This window comes from Butyrivibrio sp. AE2032 (genome assembly GCF_000702965.1).
Map to the genome: position 1 here is coordinate 2,051,996 of NZ_JNLF01000003.1, position 21,212 is coordinate 2,073,207.

The 21,212-nt window shown below is 45.0% G+C and carries 16 protein-coding genes; 8 read left to right on the forward strand and 8 right to left on the reverse strand.

Going from position 1 to position 21,212, the window contains the following annotated elements; translation table 11 throughout:
- The first annotated feature begins 45 nt into the window (after positions 1–45).
- The 6 genes from leuS to BO18_RS11100 all read left to right on the forward strand — a co-directional run bounded on the left by leuS (position 46) and on the right by BO18_RS11100 (position 9,792).
- Positions 46–2,475 carry a leucine--tRNA ligase gene (leuS, locus tag BO18_RS11075; protein ID WP_034446237.1) on the forward strand — a complete coding sequence of 810 codons (2,430 nt, stop codon included), beginning with the start codon at positions 46–48 and terminating at the stop codon, positions 2,473–2,475.
- A gap of 117 nt (positions 2,476–2,592) precedes the next feature.
- Entirely contained in the window at positions 2,593–3,672 is a 1,080-nt protein-coding gene (gene uxuA, locus BO18_RS11080; protein ID WP_034446239.1) for a mannonate dehydratase, read from the forward strand.
- A 15-nt stretch (positions 3,673–3,687) separates the two neighbouring features.
- Complete coding sequence (locus BO18_RS11085) at positions 3,688–5,307, forward strand: mannitol dehydrogenase family protein (protein WP_034446240.1); 1,620 nt, start codon at positions 3,688–3,690, stop codon at positions 5,305–5,307.
- A gap of 140 nt (positions 5,308–5,447) precedes the next feature.
- Complete coding sequence (locus BO18_RS11090) at positions 5,448–6,284, forward strand: GNAT family N-acetyltransferase (protein WP_034446241.1); 837 nt, start codon at positions 5,448–5,450, stop codon at positions 6,282–6,284.
- Positions 6,285–6,298: 14 nt separating this feature from the next.
- The gene (locus BO18_RS11095) at positions 6,299–8,194 is read left to right on the forward strand and encodes a hypothetical protein (protein WP_034446243.1); all 1,896 of its coding nucleotides are present in this window, start codon (positions 6,299–6,301) and stop codon (positions 8,192–8,194) included.
- A complete protein-coding gene (locus tag BO18_RS11100) occupies positions 8,194–9,792 on the forward strand; it encodes a PP2C family protein-serine/threonine phosphatase (protein WP_034446245.1) in 1,599 nt (532 codons plus the stop codon). The genes BO18_RS11095 and BO18_RS11100 overlap by 1 nt, the downstream gene beginning before the upstream one ends.
- Positions 9,793–9,869: 77 nt before the next feature.
- Here BO18_RS11100 and BO18_RS11105 read toward each other — a convergent pair whose 3' ends face one another.
- Complete coding sequence (locus BO18_RS11105) at positions 9,870–11,420, reverse strand: sodium:solute symporter family protein (protein WP_034446247.1); 1,551 nt, start codon at positions 11,418–11,420, stop codon at positions 9,870–9,872.
- Between the two features lie 159 nt (positions 11,421–11,579).
- Here BO18_RS11105 and BO18_RS32695 point away from each other — a divergent pair, with 159 nt between their 5' ends.
- A complete protein-coding gene (locus tag BO18_RS32695; protein ID WP_051688662.1) occupies positions 11,580–12,896 on the forward strand; it encodes a sensor histidine kinase in 1,317 nt (438 codons plus the stop codon).
- Positions 12,897–12,937: 41 nt separating this feature from the next.
- Here the strand turns inward: BO18_RS32695 and BO18_RS11115 are convergent, their stop codons facing one another.
- From BO18_RS11115 to BO18_RS11145, 7 genes are all read right to left on the reverse strand, one after another.
- Positions 12,938–13,372 (reverse strand): acetolactate synthase, encoded by a 435-nt coding sequence (locus tag BO18_RS11115; protein ID WP_034446248.1) that lies wholly within the window; start codon positions 13,370–13,372, stop codon positions 12,938–12,940.
- 205 nt (positions 13,373–13,577) lie between these two features.
- Positions 13,578–14,879, reverse strand: coding sequence for a phenylacetate--CoA ligase family protein (locus BO18_RS11120; protein WP_034446250.1), 1,302 nt, complete (start codon positions 14,877–14,879; stop codon positions 13,578–13,580).
- Positions 14,880–14,918: 39 nt separating this feature from the next.
- Complete coding sequence (locus BO18_RS11125; RefSeq protein WP_034446253.1) at positions 14,919–15,494, reverse strand: indolepyruvate oxidoreductase subunit beta; 576 nt, start codon at positions 15,492–15,494, stop codon at positions 14,919–14,921.
- 105 nt (positions 15,495–15,599) lie between these two features.
- The gene (gene iorA, locus BO18_RS11130; RefSeq protein WP_034446254.1) at positions 15,600–17,336 is read right to left on the reverse strand and encodes an indolepyruvate ferredoxin oxidoreductase subunit alpha; all 1,737 of its coding nucleotides are present in this window, start codon (positions 17,334–17,336) and stop codon (positions 15,600–15,602) included.
- Between the two features lie 121 nt (positions 17,337–17,457).
- Positions 17,458–18,204: a hypothetical protein gene (locus BO18_RS11135; RefSeq protein ID WP_034446255.1), complete on the reverse strand. Its 747-nt coding sequence runs from the start codon at positions 18,202–18,204 to the stop codon at positions 17,458–17,460.
- Positions 18,205–18,242: 38 nt separating this feature from the next.
- Complete coding sequence (locus tag BO18_RS11140) at positions 18,243–18,905, reverse strand: DUF4230 domain-containing protein (protein WP_034446256.1); 663 nt, start codon at positions 18,903–18,905, stop codon at positions 18,243–18,245.
- Between the two features lie 87 nt (positions 18,906–18,992).
- A complete protein-coding gene (locus BO18_RS11145; RefSeq protein ID WP_034446257.1) occupies positions 18,993–19,385 on the reverse strand; it encodes a pyridoxamine 5'-phosphate oxidase family protein in 393 nt (130 codons plus the stop codon).
- A gap of 170 nt (positions 19,386–19,555) precedes the next feature.
- Here BO18_RS11145 and BO18_RS11150 point away from each other — a divergent pair, with 170 nt between their 5' ends.
- Positions 19,556–21,190: a class I adenylate-forming enzyme family protein gene (locus BO18_RS11150; RefSeq protein ID WP_034446258.1), complete on the forward strand. Its 1,635-nt coding sequence runs from the start codon at positions 19,556–19,558 to the stop codon at positions 21,188–21,190.
- Positions 21,191–21,212 lie beyond the last annotated feature (22 nt).

Here is a 21,212-nt window from a genome sequence, read left to right on the forward strand (position 1 = left end):
TAGAGCGAAAAGACATTTAATAAGTAATAAAGGAGTATCACAGTTATGGCAGAAGTTTATAACCATCATGCAGTTGAAAAAAAGTGGCAGGAATACTGGGCAGCCAACAATACATTTAAGACAGATGTTTGGGATTTTTCAAAGCCTAAGTATTATGCCCTTGATATGTTTCCATATCCATCAGGAGTAGGCCTCCATGCAGGTCATCCGGAAGGATATACTGCTACCGATATTATGTCCCGTATGAAGCGCATGCAGGGATATAACGTATTGCATCCGATGGGATATGATTCTTTTGGCCTTCCTGCGGAGCAGTATGCTGTTACAACAGGTAATCATCCTGCAGGATTTACTGAGAAGAATATAGAGACTTTCTCAAAGCAGCTTAAAGAGCTTGGCTTTGACTACGACTGGTCCAAGATGATCGCAACCAGTGATCCTAAGTTCTACAAGTGGACACAGTGGATATTCAAGAAACTTTATGAAGCAGGTTATGCTAAGCACATCGATATGCCTGTTAACTGGTGTGAGGAGCTGGGAACAGTTCTTTCAAATGATGAGGTCATTGACGGAAAGTCAGAGCGTGGTGGATATCCTGTTGTAAAGAAGATGATGAAGCAGTGGGTTATCGACCAGCAGGCTTTTGCTGAGGAGCTTTTGGACGGCCTTAATGAGATCGACTGGCCTGAGTCAACAAAGGAGATCCAGCGCAACTGGATCGGTAAGTCAACAGGTGTAGAGGTTGATTTCAAGATTGTAGGCGGAGGAGAGTTCTCAATCTTCACCACATGTATCGAGACAATCTACGGTATTACTTTCATGGTTCTTGCTCCCGACGGAGATATCGTAAAGAGCCTTATGGACAGAGTTGAGAATCCTGAAGAAGTTCAGGCATACATCGACGAGACACTTAAAAAGAACGACCTTGATCGTACAGATCTTAATAAGACAAAGTCAGGATGTCCTCTTAAGGGGCTTTATGCTATCAACCCTGTAAATGGTAAGGAAGTACCTCTTTTCATTGGTGACTTCGTTCTTGCAAGCTATGGTACAGGTGCTGTTATGGCTGTTCCTGCTCATGATCAGAGAGACTTTGAGTATGCAGAGGTTCATAAGCTTCCTCTCATCCAGGTTATCAATAATGCTGAGGGCACAGTAGATATTTCAGGTCATGCTTTCGAGAAGCAGGACTACCTTGGCAAGGGATGCGTTCTTCTTAATTCTGAAGAGTTCGACGGACTGACAGTTGAGGAAGCTAAGAAAGCTATCACCAAGAAGCTTGTAGATATGGGAGTTGCAAGAGAAAAGGTCAACTACCACTTCCGTGAGTGGATCTTTGCAAGACAGCGTTACTGGGGCGAGCCTGTTCCATGCGTATACAAAGAGGATGGAAGTATTGTATTCCTTGATGATTCAGAGCTTCCTGTTGTTCTTCCTGAGCTTGAGGACTACAAGGGACACGGCGGAAAGGCTCCACTTGAAAATGCTACAGAGTGGAAGGCATACGACAAGAACGGTCTTAAGGGCACAAGAGAGACTTCAACAATGCCTGGATCAGCCGGATCTTCCTGGTACTTCCTTAGATATATCGATCCTGATAACGACAATGAGTTTGCAAACCAGGAGCTTTTGAAGCACTGGATGCCTGTAGATCTTTACATCGGTGGACCTGAGCACGCAGTAGGACATCTGATCTATTCACGTATCTGGAACAGATTCCTTTACAACAACGGTCTTTCACCTGTTAAGGAGCCATTCAAAAAGCTTGTTCACCAGGGCATGATCCTTGGTGAGAACGGCATCAAGATGGGTAAGCGTTTCCCTGAATTCGTTGTTAACCCAAGTGATATCGTTCGTGAGTATGGTGCAGATACACTTCGTCTCTATGAGATGTTCATGGGACCTCTTGAAGTGTCAAAGCCTTGGAACTCAACAGCTGTTACAGGTGCAAGAAAGTTCATCAACAGGGTTTACACCTTCTTCACAGAGCCTGCAAATATTACAGATGACAACAATGGAAATCTTGAGAAGGTTTACCACCAGACTGTTAAGAAGGTTACAGGAGACTTCGAGGCACTGGCCTTTAACACAGCCATCGCTCAGATGATGATCTTCGTAAATGCAGTATACAAAGAGGGCAGCTGTCCACGAGAGTACGCAGAGGGCTTCATCAAGATGCTTTCCTGCATCTGCCCACACATTGGCGAAGAAATCTGGCAGCTCCTTGGTCACGATAACACTATCGCATTTGAGTCATGGCCTACCTATGATGAGTCAAAGTGCGTAGAGGATACAATCGAGATCGCAGTTCAGATCAATGGTAAGGTAAAAGACAAGCTCTCTATCGGTAAGGAAGATCCTAAGGACGAAGTTATCGCCAAGGGAAAAGAGCTTATTGCAGATAAGCTTGAGGGCAAGACCATTGTAAAAGAGATCTATGTTCCGGGACGTATCGTGAACATTGTAGTAAAATAATTTGACAGCAACTTTTGCAATGTAAGCAACAAAATATTCTATTCAAAATCATCCTCCAAAAAAGTAAGGTATATTCAGTGATTGAAATTCGCTTACGAAAATGGAGGATGATTTTTTATGGAAATGACACTTCGCTGGTACGGCAAAGAGTACGACACAGTTAAGCTTTGGCAGATCAGACAGATCCCCGGGGTTACAGGAGTTATCACAACTCTTTACAACAAGCAGGCTGGAGAACTCTGGACACAGGAGGAGATCAAGGCCCTTAAGGCAGATGTAGCTGCTGAGAAAATGCATATTGCAGGTATCGAGTCAGTTAACGTATCTGATGCCATCAAGGCTGCCACAAAGGATAGAGACGAGCACATTCAGAACTACATTGACACTCTGGAAAATCTTGGTAAGGAAGACATCCACATGGTATGCTACAACTTCATGCCTGTCTTTGACTGGACAAGATCAGAGCTGGCAAGGAAGAGAGAGGACGGTTCAACAGTTCTTGCTTACACTCAGGAAGCTATTGATGCAATCGATCCTGCGAAGATGTTTGAATCAATCTCAGGTGAGATGAACGGTACTGTAATGCCAGGCTGGGAGCCTGAGAGAATGGCTCATGTAAAAGAGCTTTTTGAGATATATAAGGATGTTGACGAGGACAAGCTCTTTGAGAACATTGTTTACTTCCTTAAGGCAATCATGCCCGTATGTAATAAATATGACATCAAGATGGCTATCCATCCTGATGATCCTGCTTGGTCTGTATTTGGACTTCCAAGGATCATCAACAATGAAAAGAATATCTTAAAGCTTATGAAGGCAGTGGATGACGTTCATAACGGTGTTACCTTCTGCTCCGGTTCCTACGGAACAAGTCTTGAGAATGATCTTCCTCATATGATCAGAGCACTTGAAGGCAGGATCCACTTTGCTCACGTAAGAAATCTTAAATTCATTTCTCCTACAAACTTTGAAGAGGCTGCACATCTTTCATCAGATGGAACTTTTGATATGTACGAGATCGTAAGAGCTTTGTACGAGACAGGCTTTGATGGACCTATCCGCCCTGACCACGGAAGAATGATCTGGGGTGAAGTTGCAATGCCAGGTTACGGCCTTTACGACAGAGCCCTTGGCGCAGCATATATCAACGGACTTTGGGAAGCAATAGAAAAGAGTCACGAGAGAACTTTCGCATAATAGGGGAGAACAACAATGAAACTTAATTCAAATAGCGTCTATACAGATAACACCTGGAAGGAGAAGGGCTTTTTCGTTCCTTCCTACGACAGAGAGAAAATGATAAAAGAAACTGTAGCAGCGCCTCAGTGGGTTCACTTTGGCGCAGGAAACATCTTCAGGGCGTTCCAGGCAAACCTGTCCCAGAGAATGCTGGAGATGGGTGAAGCTACAAAGGGACTTACAGTAGTTGAGGGCTTTGACTATGAGATTATTGAAAAGATGTACAGACCTCACGACAACCTTTCAATTCTAGTTACACTTAAGGCTGACGGATCAGTAGAAAAGTCAGTGATCTCAAGCATCGCCGAGTCCTGCATTCTTGATTCTGCAAGGGCTGATGAGTTTGGAAGACTTAAGGAGATCTTTGAAGCAGATTCCCTTCAGCTTGCAACCTTCACTATTACAGAAAAGGGCTATAGTCTTGTAAACGCTGCAGGTGAGACTCTTCCTGCTGTTGCTGAGGATTTTGAAAACGGCCCTGAGGCTCCAAAGAGCTATATCGGAAAGGTGTCTGCTTTATTATATGCAAGATACAAAGCCGGCCAGAAGAAGATCGCCATGGTCAGCACCGACAACTGCTCCCATAACGGAGATAAACTATATGCAGCCGTTAGTTCTTTTGCCAAGAAATGGACTGAGAATGGCAAGGCAGATTCTGGCTTCCTTGCATATATCGATGATGAGAGCAAGGTAAGTTTCCCCTGGTCAATGATTGATAAGATCACACCAAGACCAGATGATTCAGTGAATGAGATCCTTAAGAAGGACGGAGTTGAGGAGCTGGAGCCTGTGGTTACATCCATGAAGACCTGGGTTGCACCTTTTGTAAACGCTGAGGAGAGCGAGTACCTTGTTATCGAGGACAAGTTCCCTAACGGAAGACCTGCCCTTGAGAAGGTTGGCGTTATCTTTACTGATAAAGAGACTGTGGACAAGGTTGAGAGAATGAAGGTGTGCACCTGCCTTAACCCTCTTCACACAGCTCTGGCTGTATACGGCTGCGTTCTTGGGTACGAGAAGATCTCTGATGAGATGAAGGATGCAGAGCTTGTTAAGCTTGTAAATGAGATTGGCTACGTGGAAGGACTTCCTGTAGTTACAGATCCCGGCGTAATCAAACCAAAGGAGTTTATCGACACTGTAGTTAATGTCAGGATTCCTAATGTGTTCATGCCTGACACACCACAGCGTATTGCCTGCGACACCTCACAGAAGCTCCCCATCAGATTTGGTGAGACCATCAAGGCCTACTTGGCATCAGATTCTCTGGATGTAGAGAGCCTTAAGTGCATTCCTCTCGTTCACGCCGGATGGCTTCGTTACCTCATGGCTGTAAACGACGAGGGTAAGGCCTTCGAGCCAAGCCCAGATCCACTTCTTGAGAAAGCTAAGGGCTTCGTGTCCGGTATAAGCCTTGGAGAGACTGACAAGGACAAGTTAAAGGCAGCAGTACTTCCTCTTCTCAAGGATGCTACTATTTTTGGTGTTGACCTTGAAGAGGCCGGTCTTTCAGACCTTGTCATTGACTACTTTGCAGAGCTTGTTAAGGGCCCCGGAGCTGTAAGACAGACCCTGAAGAAAGTTTTGGGATAAAGGAAAAACAAAGAAAATATGGAAGCCATGGAGATTGATCAAAGCGTCTCCATGGCTTTTTCTTTTAAATCAAATTAATGGTACAATGAAAAATAGAGTAATTGTTAATAAAATTTTGATAAAAACGAGGGAGGTTTTCCATGGAGCTTACCGGAATAGGATTTGAAAATGTGGAGGCTTTTTTACCACTGATGCCTTCTGCGACAGTGAATGTGACAGACTACAGGGTAGCCATCGGAGCCATAGAGGACGACAAGGCTGTTGGCGTGGCTTTATATAATGATCTGGGAGATGCCCTTATGCTGGACTACATCTATGTAGATCCCGAATATAGAAGGCGAGGTATTGGAACAGCCCTGATAGAGGATTTCTTAAAAGAGATACAGGGAACGGGAGCTGTTGCTCTTCATACTAATTATCCCGAAAAGTCTGCGGAGCTCCATCAGTTTTTTGAGGCGAAGAAATTCAGGCTCTTTAGAGACGGGATTTCCTGGAGAATACCGGTTGAAGCTCTTTTGAATTCCAAGTCCCTTGAAAAACTTTTAAAGACTCCCTCAAAGAATAAGGTACTTACCCTTGGAAGTCTTAACAGGCATGAGCAGCAAATCCTGAGAAAGGCCATGGCAAAAGAGAAGCTGGATCCTTCAATTGTGGGGGACAGCTCACTGTTTGATCCCCTTTCTCTTGTGACCATAAATCTGGAGAAGGATGCTCCCATGGCATGCATTTTCAGCCAGAAGAGCAGGAGCGAGATCTCGGTTCTTTATCTTGTGAACTTCACTAAGGACCCCATGCAGCTGGTGGATCTTTTCAGGGCATTTAAGGATGTTGTTGAAAAAGAGTCCTACGAAGACAATGATCTTTTGCTGGTGACCATGGATGCTGGCATGGAGAAGTTTGTTAAGAGCATTGTGGGATCTGAAGACAAGCTTATTAACGAAGGAAATGTTGTTAGTGGAATCAGGATGCTGGTATAGGAGGGAGTAAAGTTATGTCAATCGGTCATGATCTGGATATAAAGGAATGGGAAAATCCCTTCAAATATTCAAGTAATTTCAGAGAATCAGATATAGCCAAAGACACCATCGCAATGGCGCAGAAACAATGGAATGGCATTGATGATGCAGAGCTTGCCTACCAAAACCATGTGCAGCAGGTAGATGCTAACATAGCGAGCCTTAGAAGAAAAGCAGCTGCAGATACCTTTGGTGAGAGACTCCTTGAAAAGACCCAGAAGCTTCAGGAGGGATCCACATGGCTGGCCCAGAGGCGGGTTCCGGGTCAGAAGGCATTTGAGCAAGAACTGGACAAGACCGCCGAAATATTTGGCATGAATACCCTTGGTAAATCCCAAAGGACCAAGAGAGGAAAGAAATTTGAAGAAAAGGCAGCTCTTCAGGCAGAGATGGCTACTCAGATGAATGGCTACATCCTGACCAGAGAAGCATCTTTGGATTATGTGCTGGAGCATGGAAGAAACTATGCCCTTGGTGAAGATATGCTCATTTCCATGAAGGATAACGCTGCGCTGGACAGGTACGGCTTTGTGGGCGGAATAGTAACATTCTTCCATCAGGCTAACAGCGATCAGAAACTGGAGGAAAATGACAGAGCCGGAGAGATGGCAAAGGATATGGCCATGTATTCGGTGGCAGTTGGGGAAGAGATGTCAGATGATGACAGGCTCCTTTACATGCAAAAGGGTTCTCTGGAACTGTCTGACCTGTTTAAGAATAAATCCAGATTCTCTTTCTATAACAGAGTGCTTGATAAGCTTAATGATCTGGACTTTACGCAGTTTGAGTATAAGACCAACGAGTCTTTTGCAATGGGTAAGGGCAAGAAGTCATTTGCCAGCAGATTTGCAACCCTGAGATACTATTCTCATTGCGTGACCATGCTTGAGGACATGGAAGCGGAAAAAAAGAAAAATCCTGATTTCAGGCTGCCTGATGATTTTGAAGCCCTGAGAATTAAGGCGGAGTTCATAAAAGAGATACTGGTTGATTATGAGAACAGGGCACTGCTTATTCAGTCGCCTTTCTTTGCCCTTCTGGCTGCAAAGGATTTTGATGGTTTTTCTGTTCAGGAGCTTGAAATGAGAATGGAAAGAACATCGGATACGCTTGCAAAGCAGTACCTGGAAAGTGTTATTAAACAGAAGAAATCAAAGGGATTTGGAAGAGGAGTTTCTGCCAAAGAGGTCCTGAAGCAGAGACTGGCAGGACAGCCTTTGCCTGAAATACCGGGCTATGAAGAGGCCAGATACACAGAAGAAGCAAGGAGAGAGGCAGTTGAGAACTATGAGGGTCAGCAGCCTGAAACCTATTATACTGAAGACGTCCTGATTGATCTGGCGGAAACAAAAGCCAAGCCCAGAACTATAACGTCAGAACTGGCCTGCAGATCTTTACCCTTTATTGTTGATAAAGAGGCTGGAGAGGAGGAATGTAAGGTCTTTAAGCAAAGAGTCTATGACCTTCACAGGGAACTTAATGGAACTGCTGCCCAGACTATGACCAATAGACAGGGCGATGCAATAATGGTTCCGCTTTTCGCTGAAGTGGATTCTACAACTTATAACGCCCTCTTAGAAGATCAGCAGGTACTGGAGAACTACCGCGCAAAGGTTGCAGTACTGACAGACCTGGCTGACAAGTCCCTTCCGAAGGATGCTGCTGCCATAAATCAGTACATAGAAAAACTGCTTGATAGCGATGAGTATAAAGAAACTCTGAGCAATATGGCAGAACATGTAATTACGTTGGAAAAGGCTCTTTTAAAATGGCGATCACCTGAGGGACAGGCTGATAGAGATAAGATCCTTAAATCCCATTATCTTCCGGGATACTTCGATCAAAAGAGCTGGTCCTGGAAAAAGAAATAATGAGTAAAGATAAATCTCTTGTGAAATGGCTGCTGTCCATGATAATCTGCGGAACCATACTGATGAGCTTTGTTATAGCTGGCGTCAGTATGGCTCTTTACATGCGCTCAGTAAAGCGCATCTACAAGACTGAGATGTTAAAGAGCGCTGAGGCTGCTATCGAGCTTGTGGGAAAAGACAAGTTGGAGGCACTTTGCCTTGATGCGTTTTCTGAGAATGCTAAGGATCCGGAGAATAAGGAACGCACTCGTAAAGTTCTTTTGCAGGTTTATCAGGACGCCAGGCTTACGGACCTGGTATTGTACGCCTTTGATGATAAGTCATTGAAAGGAACAGCTATAGTCGTGGCTTTTGATGATGATGTCAAAGAGGGGGATGGAATAAGCTTCAGGAAAAGAGAATTGGACCGCCTTCTAAAGGGTGAAGCCACAAGGATAGTGGAAAAAAATGATGATGGAAGTTATGAGAATACTATTTTTAAAGCAGTTACGGATAAGAACGGTGGCATTATAGGGCTTATCAAGATCAGCTCGAGACTTAGGGATACTTTTGATTCAAGGATCAGGTTTTTATTGTTGTATGTGCCGCTGATAGTGCTTCTTCTTGTGGTATTTTCGGTTGTGTCACTTCGTATGTTCCAAAAGAGGATCATCAATCCAATAACTGAGATTACCCAAGCGGCAAACTGTTATGGAGCCAGGGATATGATGAACCTGGACAGTGAAGAAGAGCAAAGCTTTACGATCCCTGTTGATGTAAGAAATGATGAGCTCGGTGTTCTTTGGAATACCTGCCATGACATGGAGGCCTCAATTAAGGAATCCATTATCAAGCTTAAGACTGTGACGGCAGAAAAGGAGCGCCAGGCAGCAGAACTAAGTGCTGCTTCTCAGATCCAAAAAGGTATGCTTCCCACCGCAGATCCGGCGATAGATGATCACAAGGCATTTTCTATATTTGGTAGCATGACTCCCGCCAAGGGTGTCGGCGGTGATCTCTACGACTATTTTCTTATAGATGATGATCACCTGGCAATGGTAGTGGGAGACGTATCCGGTAAAGGAATGCCGGCAGCTCTTTTCATGGTGCTGGTGATCTCCCAGATAAGGATGAATTCCAAAAAGGGAATGGGCCCTGCTGAGATACTTAAGGCTGCTAATACAGTTATCTGCGCCAATAATCCTGAGATGATGTTTGCCACGGTGTGGATGGGAATATATGAGATATCAACAAAGACCATGAGGGAATGCAACGCAGGCCATGAGGACTGCGCCATTAGAAGGGCAGGAGGCAGATTTGAATTTGACATCAAATCCCATGACACGCCCCTTGGAATAATGGATGACATGGATCTTACAGAGTTCTCAGTAGCTTTTAACTCCGGAGATGAGCTTTTTGTCTACACGGACGGAGTGCCGGAGGCAGCAGATGTGGCAGAAGCTCAGTATTCGCCTGAGAGACTCCTTGAATGCCTCAATGAAAAAAGTGGTCTTTCAAATGAAGAGACTGTAGGCCATGTCCTTGATTCCATCAGGGGATTTGTAGCTGATGCTCCTCAGTTTGATGATATAACAATGCTTTCCTTTACTGTCAGATAATATGAATTTCTTTTATGAAAAAAAGGCTCCCGCTTGGTTGCGAGAGCCTTTGTATATGGATTCGTTTATGTGTGTTATCAGGCCACATCTTCATCAGAAAGGGATGTGCTCTGATGTACCATAACCTCTTTGTTGTAGCAGGCGAAGGCTGATTCCACAAGGTCCTTGTCTGGCTTTTTTGTGAAGAGAGATATCACAGGAACGATGATAAGTCCTGCAAGCATACAGAATGCACCGGCATTGATAGGTGACTGTAAAAGTGCAGGGAAGCTTGGTCTTACAAGCATGTTAGCCAGCATGACAACTGTTGAGAACACGAAGTTAACCCATACAGCAGCCTTTGTGGTGCCCTTCCAGTAAAGACCAAACAGGAATGGTGCAAGGAAAGCACCTGCGAGAGCGCCCCATGAAACACCCATGAGCTGAGCGATAAAGGTTACGTTCTGCCTGTACTGGATGATGGCGATAACAACGGAAATTGCAACGAATACAACGATCAGTACTCTCATGATAAAGAGCTGCTTCTTGTCATCCATGTCTTTTACAACGTGACCCTTAAGAAGGTCCAGTGTAAGAGTAGAGCTGCTGGTAAGAACCAGTGATGAAAGTGTTGACATAGAAGCTGAAAGAACCAGTACCACAACAACTGCAATAAGAATATCAGGAAGTCCTGAGAGCATTGTAGGAACTACTGAGTCATAGCCGTTGGCAGCGATATCGATCTTGTCTGAAAAGAGTCTTCCGAAGCCTCCAAGGAAGTAGCATCCTCCAGCTACAACAAAGGCAAAGAAGGTAGATACGATAGTTCCCTTTGAAATTGCCTTCTCACTCTTGATGGCGTAGAATTTCTGAACCATCTGAGGAAGTCCCCAGGTTCCAAGGGATGTAAGGATTACAACGCCCAGGAGATTAAGAGGATCAGGACCAAAGAAGGAAGCGAAGACACCGGGAGTAGTTGATACCGTTTCATCGCTTATTCTTGCAAGACCGTCTAAAGAAGCAAGGAATCCGCCCTGGCTGCCCAGTACAGATAAAACAACTGCACAGATACCCACGAGCATGATGATTCCCTGAATGAAATCGTTGATGGCTGTAGCCATGTAGCCACCTGCGATAACGTAAATACCTGTAAGAACAGCCATTACTATAACGCAGATTGAATAGTCGATATTAAATGCCATACCAAACAGTCTTGATAATCCGTTATAAAGTGATGCTGTATAAGGGATCAGGAAGATGAAAGTAATGATTGAGGCTGCAATCTTAAGAGATTTTCCGCCAAACCTTGATGCGAAGAACTGAGGCATTGTAGCTGAATCAAGATGCTGTGTCATGATCCTTGTTCTTCTTCCAAGAATAACCCAGGCCAGAAGTGAACCGATAAGAGCATTTCCGATTCCAACCCATGTAGATGCGATGCCGTATTTCCATCCGAACTGTCCGGCATATCCAACGAAGATAACTGCTGAGAAATAAGAGGTTCCGTAAGCAAAAGCTGAAACCCATGGACCAACGCTTCTTCCGCCAAGGACGAAGCCATTTACATTAGTGGAGTTCTTTCTGCAGATAAAGCCGATTGTCAGCATGACAGCAAAGAAAACCACAAGAAGTAGTGCTTTGATTAACATATTATTACCCTCCAACAAAATACATTCTTTTAATACTTTAACGCTTTAAAGCTTTTAAGTCAAGAAGTAAATTGTTTTCATGGAAACTCCGAAGTACGTCTGCGAAGTTTTCTGATATAATAGAGTCAAGTGTTATGCGTATCTTAGAGGGGTACAGAAGTGGAACTGAAATTCTTCTTTGCTGATTTCGAACTTATAGGGGCTATCTTTTGCCTGATCGCCACTGCATATCTGGTTCTTGGAAAGTCAGTCATCAAGAAACAGTACAGAGCACTTGCTTATCTGGAGGCAGTTGTGGCAGTCATGCTGTTTTTTGATGCCTTCGCATGGTACTACAGAGGTATTCAGGGACAGCTTGCTTATTGGGTGGTTTTTGTCTCCAATATGATCAGTTATATAGCCGTAGCTCTTTTGCAGGTTTTCTATGTACACTATGTCATTGTTTCTATGCGGGAAAAAGAAAAGGATTATAGGATCTTGTTTGTGATATCCGGCTTTTCCTGGACAAACATAGCTCTGATTGTAATATCCCAGTTTACAGGTTTTATCTATTCCATTGATCCTGCCACAAATCTCTATCAGCGTGGTAATGGATTTCCATTGATTTCAGCTATTGCTTTTATCAATAGTATTGTTGCGCTCGGTTACCTTCTTAGCAAGCGTAACCAGCTTTCTTTGTACAGGTTGATGGCTCTTCTTAGCTTTGTTCTGCTTCCTACACTGGCAGGAGTTGTTCAGTTATTCATATATGGCTATTCTCTTTCGAATCTGACATGCTTTGCCTGCGCTCTCTTCATTTTCTTCCAGGCGATTTACGATAACACTAATATCCTGGTGGGGCAGCAGAAACACATAAGTAAACAGGATAGTGAGCTGCAGGACATGAGGACCAGGATTGCTCTTTCACAGATCCGTCCGGAGTTCCTTTATGATGCTCTTAATTCAGTTTACAACCTCTGTGACAAAGATCCTGCTTTGGCAAAAGAGCTAATAGTGCATCTTGAGAATTACCTTAGAGAGAACATTCAGTCCATTGATATGGAAGGCCTTGTTCCCTTCGGACGAGAGCTTGAACATACCAGAGTATTCCTGGCTATAGAAAGGTTCAAGTACAGGGACAGATTTGAGGTGGAATTTGATATAGACACCACAGACTTTGAACTTCCTGCCCTTACTGTTCAGCCTATCGTGGAGAACGCCATAAGGCATGGAATCAGTGTCCTTCCTGCGAATCACAAGGGTCTGATCCGCGTCAGCACAGAAAGAGGAAATGGCTACGTAAAGGTTCAGGTTACTGATAACGGAATTGGATTTGACATGAACGAATACTACAGGGATGATTCCGATGGCAGCAGCCAGATCGGTATTAAGAATGTACGAGACAGGCTTAAAGTTATGGAGGATGCGGAGCTTCACGTAACATCAAAGCCAGGCGAAGGAACAGTGGTAGATATTATCATACCTACGAAACGATAAACAAGGGGACGCCATGAGCGTCCCCTTGTTGTTTGTTGTCATTAAATTGCTGCGATCTCTTCCTGGGTTAGGATCTTTACACCGGCGCTTGTAAGGCGCGCCTCTGCAGCCTTGGTGTCAGCTACACGGAAGATCATGTAGGCGTTATTGGCAGTCTTGCTGCCGGAGAAGGCATACATGTACTCGATGTTTACTGACTCGTCGGTGAACTTATCAAGAAGCTTATCAAGGCCTCCTGCTTCGTCAGAGATCTCAATGGCAAGAACCGGTGTGAGGCTTGCCACGAAGTCGTTCTCCTTAAGGGTATTGATGGCACTTAAGGCGTCATCAACTATAAGTCTCGCAATGCCGAAATCCTTGGTCTCAGCCAGGGATGTGGCTCTTAGATCAATAGAATGTGCTGCCAGAACACCTGTCATCTTTTTTAGGGTTCCGGGCTTATTTTCAAGAAAGACGGATATCTGCTGTACGCTCATGTTTTCCTCCTTTTGTTTAGTTGATTATTTAAACATATGAACGATATCCGGATTGCTCCACTGCGTTCTCGCAATCCTACGAACATTCGGAAATCGATATGCTCATAAACTCGCATATCTTTTTTCCTTATGTTCGTTCGGTCTGCAAGGTATCAAAAATCCTTGTGCAAGCACAGTCTTTTGATACTTTGCATCCCTATATCGTTCAGATCTTTCTCTTATCGATGACTCTAACGGCTTTACCTTCAGATCTTGTAATGGACTTAGGTGCAAGGAGAGATACCTTTGCCTTGATGCCAAGCATGGACTTAAGGTCGCCCATAAGTTTCTTCTGACGCTCCTCAATTTCACCAACGTTATCGGTGAACATCTCAGGAGTCATCTCAACCTGAACATCTAGGGTATCTGTATTGTTTACACGGTCAACCACAATCTGGTAATTTGCGCCATAGCCATTGTTCAAAAGAACTGTCTCTATTTCGCTTGGGAATACATTTACGCCACGGATAATGAGCATGTCGTCGGATCTGCCCATAGGCTTACCCATTCTGACGTGGGTTCTTCCGCAGGAACATTTCTCTCTTGTGAGAGTGCAGATGTCTCTTGTACGATATCTGATCATTGGGAAAGCTTCTTTATCTACGGCAGTGAAAACAAGCTCACCCTGACTTCCCTCAGGAAGGACTTCCTCTGTCTCAGGATCGATGATCTCTGCAATGAAGTGGTCCTCATTGATGTGCATACCGTTTTGAGCTGAACACTCGAAGGCAACACCGGGACCAGAAAGCTCTGTGAGACCATAGATATCAAAGGCTTTGATGCCCATTGTCTTCTGGATTGACTGGCGCATCTCCTCACTCCAGGCCTCAGCTCCGAAGATACCAGCCTTAAGAGGAATATCGTCAGGACCATAGCCCAGCTCCTGCATTCGCTCACCAAGGTATGCAGCATAACTTGGGGTACAGCACAGGATAGTAGCTGAAAGGTCTTTTATAAACATGATCTGTCTGTCGGTGTTTCCGGAACTGATGGGAACTGTAAGACAGCCCACCTTGTGAGAACCTCCGTTTAAGCCCGCTCCTCCGGTGAAAAGACCAAAGCCGTAAGCTATATGGCAAACATCGTCCTTGGTTCCGCCGGCAGCCATGATGGCTCTGGCACAGCAGTCTTCCCAAAGGTCCAGGTCATGCTGAGTATAAAAGGCGATGACTCTTTTGCCTGTGGTTCCTGAAGTGGAATGGATCCTTACGCACTGATCCTTGGGAACTCCCAAAAGACCATAAGGATAAGCTTCTCTAAGATCTGCCTTTGAAAGAAATGGAAGCTTATGAAGATCATCAACTGACTTGATATCCTCAGGCTTTACGCCCTTGTCTTCCATTTTTTTACGGTAGTAGGGAACATTGTCCCATACATGTTTAACCTGCTTTACCAGCTTTTCTGACTGGATCTCTCTTATCTTTTCATAAGAGGCGCATTCTATTTCCTGCTGAAAGTATTGCTCCATTTTTTTCTCCTCCCAATCGGATCATTTATCCCCAAAACATCAGGCGTGGTTCTTACCCAGCTCAAATGCTTTCTTGTTCATTTCCAGGAACTTAGGTGGGACGTTGGCCTCTAAGGACTTCATCCACGCATCCTCCGGAAGATCGAAGTAGTGGGAGAGTCTTCCTAAAAGCACGATGTTAACAGCTTTTGCTGAACCTGCTTCCTCAGCCAGGGAAAGGCAATCAAGAGCGTCTACCTTTGCGCCTGTGGCCTTGAGCTTCTCCACCAGGTTTTCCGGATACTGGGCTGCACCAGTAATAACAGGCATTGGATCTATCTGCTGTGTATTTGTTACGATCTGACCATCCTTTTTAAGGAAGGGCAGCCATCTTGCGGCCTCAAGAATCTCGAAGGATACGATGTAATCAGCCTGTCCCTTATCGATAACAGGGGAAAAGACCTTGTCACCGTATCTTACATAGGTTACAACGGATCCACCTCTCTGGCTCATGCCGTGTACCTCTGATACCTTTACGTCATAGCCCTGGGCCATGAGAAGATGACCTAAAAGTTTACTTGCAAGAAGTGAGCCCTGTCCACCAACGCCCACGATCATAATGTTCTTAGTGTTCATTTTTCTTCTCCTTTTTTTCTTGTCCCGCTGCACTAAACTCGAAAATACCTCGTTAAGTGCACGTGACTGGTTCGCACTAGGCTCGATAATACCTCACCAAGTGCTCTACACAAAGGCACCAACAGGACAAAGCTGACTGCATACGTTGCAGCCTACGCAAAGTGTGTTGTCGATTGCAGCCTTGCCATCCTTCATGGAGATAGCAGGACAACCGATCTTCATGCAGCTCTTACAGCCAACACATTTGTCTCTGTTTACGTTCAGAGGAGGATTGTGCTTAACATATTTAAGAAGAGCACAGGGACGTCTTGAGATGATAACAGAAGGAGCCTCTACTGCAAGCTCTTCCTTAAGTACTCTGTCGCACTCTTCAAGATTGTATGGATCAACAACTCTCACACGGTCAAAGCCCATTGCCTTGCAAAGAGCTTCAAGGTCAATCTTTCCTGCAGGGTCACCCTTGATGTTGTAGCCTGTTGTAGGGTTCTGCTGATGACCTGTCATACCGGTGATGGAGTTATCTACAATAACGATGGTTGAGTTTGACTGGTTGTAGGCAACGTTTGCAAGACCTGTCATACCTGAGTGCATGAAAGTTGAATCGCCGATTACAGCAACAGTCTTGTTCTCGCTCTCCTTGCCACGAACTTTGTTAAAGCCGTGAACAGCACCGATGGAAGCTCCCATGCAAAGAGTCATCTCGATTGCTCCAAGAGGAGGAACGGCTCCAAGTGTGTAGCAGCCGATATCACCAAGAACTGTGCAGTTGTTCTTTTTAAGAGTGTAGAACAAACCTCTGTGAGGACAACCTGCGCACATTACTGGAGGTCTGTTAGGAATTGCCTCATCAAGTTCAAAGGAGTCTGAAGTCTCTTTTCCAAAGAGCTTTGCAATTAGATTTTGGGAGAACTCATCACATACAGGCAGAAGCTCTTTTCCTGTGACCTCAAGACCAAGAGTCTTTACGTGATTCTCAATGATAGGATCAAGCTCCTCAACAACAAAGAGCTTTTCAACTTTTGAAGCAAAGTCCTTAATGAGCTTCTCAGGAAGAGGATTGGTCATGCCAAGCTTAAGAACAGATACGCTGTCACCAAAAACTTCCTTTACATACTGATAAGATGTGGAACCGGTGATGATACCGATCTTGGTGTCACCCATCTCTACGCGGTTAACAGAAGAGGTTTCAGCAAACTCGATAAGCTTTCTGGTGCGCTCCTCAACCACGGGGTGGCGCTTTTTGGCGTTTCCCGGCATCATTACGTACTTGCCAATATTCTTCTCATATGGGAAATCAGGAACCTGACGTTCACCTGTTTCAACCAGTGACTGGGAATGAGCAACTCTTGTGCACATCTTAAGTAGTACAGGAGTGTCATACTTTTCAGAAATTTCGTAGGCGAGCTTGGTGAACTCAAGGGCCTCTGCTGAGTCTGAGGGCTCAAGCATGGGAACCTTGGCAGCAATGGCGTGATGCCTTGAATCCTGCTCGTTCTGGGATGAATGCATTCCTGCATCATCAGCTACAACTATAACCATTCCGGCATTTACACCGGTGTAAGACATTGTGTAAAGGGGATCTGCAGCCACGTTAAGACCAACGTGTTTCTGTGCACAGAAGCTTCTGCGACCTGCAAGGGATGCGCCAAAGGCTGACTCCATGGCTACCTTCTCATTGGGAGCCCACTCACAGTAGATCTCATCATATTTAGCAGCTTCCTCAGTAACCTCAGTACTTGGGGTTCCGGGATAACTGGAAATAAAGCAGACTCCGGCTTCGTAGAGACCGCGGGCAACAGCCTTATTGCCCAGCATGAGCTGCTTAGCATTGTTGTCGTTCATTTTGTAACCTCCTACCTGTATTGCTGCGCTTTAAAGCACTAAAGTAAAGTATACATAAAATCAAGTAAAAGGTCAAATTAAAAAAAGACATAAGTGCGATGCACCAATGTCTTTTTTGTGTTCAGTTATTAACAAAGGGATTACCGAAAATGGTCTTCACCATCCAGACAAGAAGGACGAATACCAGGATTGGAACTATGCAGGATGCCACGATCATCACTGCCAGGGATTCCATAAGGCTTTCTATAAATGCTGTGACGCGGTCCACGGTGTCGGTGGTGATGGTGGTGAACTCGTTAAAGAATCCGTCCTCAGAATCTCCATCAATCTCCAGTTCATTGTACTCTGTGATGGTGCTTTCAATTCGCTCTGACTGGGCATCGTAGATCATGTCGGAAAGCTTAACACTGGCGGGAACGATCAGGTAGATCACAAGGCCTATTATTGCGATTTTCCCTGCTATTACCTTAAGGCTCTTTTTATTCCAGACCAGCGCTGCGCAAAGGATCAGACATGCCAGTGGTATCAGGAAAGAGAAGGTGATGTAGCCCGTGATGGTTATCATGAACTTCTCCAGGTAAAGAGCGCTGAGTATCAAAAGGAAGTATTTGGCAAGCTCTGCCAGCTGCTCTGCGATGGGAGTGCACATGTCTCCGGGTAAAAGAGATAATGTTGCGGATGTGGCTGCTGCTCCGCCTGAGAGAGTCATCACCGTTCCGACCTTTTCTTCAGTCTGTTCTATGGCATGGGTATGGGTATCAGGTGATGCTGCCCAGGGTGCTATCACGGTAAAAGAGATAACGGCCACAAGAAGTATTAACACGATGGCGGTGATTTTTTTGAGATCAAAAGTGTTGTTCTGTTCCATATTTAAGTGCCCTTTGGGGGCTTTCCTCCTGTCTGGTTTTACTGTCGTATATCAATTTCATAATCTGAGAACGCGCTGTAATTCCTGATGAATCCGTTGATGAGAAGTTGGGCCTGCTCATCGGAGCGCTCTAAAATTCCGCTGTCTAAGGCTTTCTGTTTGGCAGCTTCCTCGAAGTTCTTAAGGGAATCATTGTAATCTTCCATATTCATGGGATTCCACAGGGAGTCCTTTTCAGAAAAGACCTTGAAGGAAGACTTGTCTATGTTCACGTTCTGGATCTCTGAGGGCGGTATCACAACCGTAATTGTCTTAGTTTCATCGTCCTTTTCCAGTTCGATCTTTTCGAAATCAATGCCTGCAGTGACGGAGCCTTCATAGCTGTAAGCCAGTTCTGATGAGGAGTTGAACACACCGAGAACTTTTTTATCCTTGGTATATTTCTCCACCTGGGTGAAGTAGTATTCCTGGGTTATGAGAGTGCCCATATTCCGAAGGCCGTCCTCCACTGTATCAACACTGACGGTTACCAGGACCTTTTCTTTTTTGGTGGGTGTGGAAGCTGAGACGGAGGCACTGTCCCCGGTGGGAGCCGATTTTTCTTTTACGCTGTACATGATACACAGCACCAGCATGGCCAGTACCGCTGCGCCAATTACTATAAGATAAAAAGTATTCTTTGGATTCTTCAGGTTTTCCATGGATCAATCCTCCAAAATGGATTTTTGAAAAAAGAAATGCCAGGCACGATACGCACCTGACATTATTATAACCTATGAAGTGATTCTTTAGAACTTTACAACTTCAGGAGCCTTGGTAAAAGAGCTAAAGGTTGCAGTAGCGTCTTTCATGTAGAAGACTTCTGTGTTGCCGTCATCAGCCTTGTACATTCCCTGAAGTGAAGGATATGCATCCAGCATGGCTTGGCATGCGGAAAGTGTGCTGTCCTCAACAAGTGTGCAGGCGACCCTGAGCCACTCGCCGTCCTTGAATGCACAGATCTCAACCTTTGGATTAGCGTGGATCTGCTTGGAAACATCCTTTACCTTACCGGTCTGGATGTAAAGCTTTCCTTCGTAATTATTTACTGTGCCAAAGGGTCTTACTCTTGGCTGATCACCGTCAATGGTAGCAAGATAGTAGGTTCCTGCCTCTTTTAAAAACTTCTCGACTCTTTCCATTTGTATACCTCCATATACAATACAAATTGACCTTCAATGAATTAATTAAACCACGAAGTTCATGGGCGGTAAAGACTAATAATTGATGCTTTTTAGTTTGACTTTTTTTATTAATTCTGTATACTTTACTTTAGTGCTTTAAAGCACAGATATGAAGGGAGAAGGTTACAATGCCTATTACAGATTTACTTGAGAGAAACAGCAAACTCTATGGGGAAGAGGTTGCGCTGGTGGAGATCAACCCTGAGATCAGGGAAGAGCAGAGGGTTACCTGGAAAGAGTACGAGCTCATCCAGCCCACATCCACATCTTATTACAGACGTCAGATCACATGGTCGGTTTTCGATGAGAAGGCAAATCGTGTTGCAAATATGCTTATGGAGAGAGGAATCCAGAAGGGACAGAAGTGTGCGATACTTCTTATGAACTGTCTGGAGTGGCTTCCTATCTACTTCGGAATCCTGAAGGCAGGGGCTGTTGCGGTTCCTCTTAATTTCCGTTTCACCTCAGAAGAAATTGATTACTGTCTGAAGGCTTCCGACTCAGATGTTCTTTTCTATGGACCGGAATTCATCGGAAGAATTGAAGATATTGCAGAGAAGATCAAGAAGGAGATGCTTCTTTTCTATGTAGGAGACCAGTGTCCATCCTATTCAGAGGATTACTACAAGCAGGTTTCCAACGCATCTTCTGTGGCTCCAAGGATCCTTATTGAGGACAAGGATGACGCTGCCATTTACTTCTCATCAGGAACTACAGGCTTCCCTAAGGCTATTTTGCATATCCACACAGCGCTTATGCAATCAGCAAAGATGGAAGCTATGCACCACGAGACAACCCACGAGGATAACTTCCTTTGCATTCCGCCTCTGTACCATACAGGAGCTAAGATGCACTGGTTCGGATCTCTTTATACCGGTTCAAGGGCTGTGCTCTTAAAGGGCAATTCTCCGGAGGCTATCTTTAAGGCAGTTTCTGAGGAAGAGTGTACCATCGTATGGCTCCTGGTTCCGTGGGCTCAGGATATTCTGGCTGCGCTGGATTCCGGAAAGATGAAGATTGAAGATTATCACCTTAAGCAGTGGAGGCTCATGCACATTGGTGCTCAGCCTATACCACCGTCACTGGTTCGCCACTGGCTTAAGTATTTCCCTAACCATAAGTACGACACCAACTATGGACTTTCAGAGTCCACCGGCCCAGGCTGTGTTCACCTTGGTATGGAGAATGTCCACAAGGTAGGTGCCATCGGCGTTCCCGGTTATGGCTGGAAGACAAAGATTGTCGATGAAGAAGGTCAGGTTGTTAAGCAGGGCGAGATTGGTGAGCTTTGCGTAAAGGGCCCTGGAGTCATGGTTGAGTATTACAAGAACCCTGAGGCTACAGCTGAGATCCTGAAGGATGGCTGGCTCTTTACCGGTGATATGGCCCGTCAGGATGAGGATGGCTTCATCTTCCTGGTTGACCGTAAGAAGGACGTTATCATCTCCGGTGGTGAGAACCTGTATCCTGTTCAGATCGAGAGCTTCCTTATGAAGAACGACAAGATCCACGATGCAGCAGTTATCGGACTTCAGGATGCACGTCTTGGTGAGATTGCAGCTGCCATCATCCAGGTTAAAGAGGGCATGACCCTCACGGAAGAGGATGTGGAACGCTTCTGCGTTGATCTTCCCAGATATAAGAGACCTAGAAAGATCATCTTCGCCAACGTTATCAGAAATGCCACAGGTAAGATAGACAAGCCAAAGCTCCGTGAGATATACTGTGGTGAGAAGATCGTTGAAAAGCAGAATCAGTCTTGATGCCAGGGTGCTGCGACGAGTA

Coding starts and splice junctions, on each gene's coding strand:
- leuS (WP_034446237.1), top strand. CDS start 46: ATGGCAGAAGTTTATAACCATCATGCAGTTGAAAAAAAGTGGCAGGAA.
- uxuA (WP_034446239.1), top strand. CDS start 2,593: ATGGAAATGACACTTCGCTGGTACGGCAAAGAGTACGACACAGTTAAG.
- BO18_RS11085 (WP_034446240.1), top strand. CDS start 3,688: ATGAAACTTAATTCAAATAGCGTCTATACAGATAACACCTGGAAGGAG.
- BO18_RS11090 (WP_034446241.1), top strand. CDS start 5,448: ATGGAGCTTACCGGAATAGGATTTGAAAATGTGGAGGCTTTTTTACCA.
- BO18_RS11095 (WP_034446243.1), top strand. CDS start 6,299: ATGTCAATCGGTCATGATCTGGATATAAAGGAATGGGAAAATCCCTTC.
- BO18_RS11100 (WP_034446245.1), top strand. CDS start 8,194: ATGAGTAAAGATAAATCTCTTGTGAAATGGCTGCTGTCCATGATAATC.
- BO18_RS11105 (WP_034446247.1), bottom strand. CDS start 11,420: ATGTTAATCAAAGCACTACTTCTTGTGGTTTTCTTTGCTGTCATGCTG.
- BO18_RS11115 (WP_034446248.1), bottom strand. CDS start 13,372: ATGAGCGTACAGCAGATATCCGTCTTTCTTGAAAATAAGCCCGGAACC.
- BO18_RS11120 (WP_034446250.1), bottom strand. CDS start 14,879: ATGGAGCAATACTTTCAGCAGGAAATAGAATGCGCCTCTTATGAAAAG.
- BO18_RS11125 (WP_034446253.1), bottom strand. CDS start 15,494: ATGAACACTAAGAACATTATGATCGTGGGCGTTGGTGGACAGGGCTCA.
- iorA (WP_034446254.1), bottom strand. CDS start 17,336: ATGAACGACAACAATGCTAAGCAGCTCATGCTGGGCAATAAGGCTGTT.
- BO18_RS11135 (WP_034446255.1), bottom strand. CDS start 18,204: ATGGAACAGAACAACACTTTTGATCTCAAAAAAATCACCGCCATCGTG.
- BO18_RS11140 (WP_034446256.1), bottom strand. CDS start 18,905: ATGGAAAACCTGAAGAATCCAAAGAATACTTTTTATCTTATAGTAATT.
- BO18_RS11145 (WP_034446257.1), bottom strand. CDS start 19,385: ATGGAAAGAGTCGAGAAGTTTTTAAAAGAGGCAGGAACCTACTATCTT.
- BO18_RS11150 (WP_034446258.1), top strand. CDS start 19,556: ATGCCTATTACAGATTTACTTGAGAGAAACAGCAAACTCTATGGGGAA.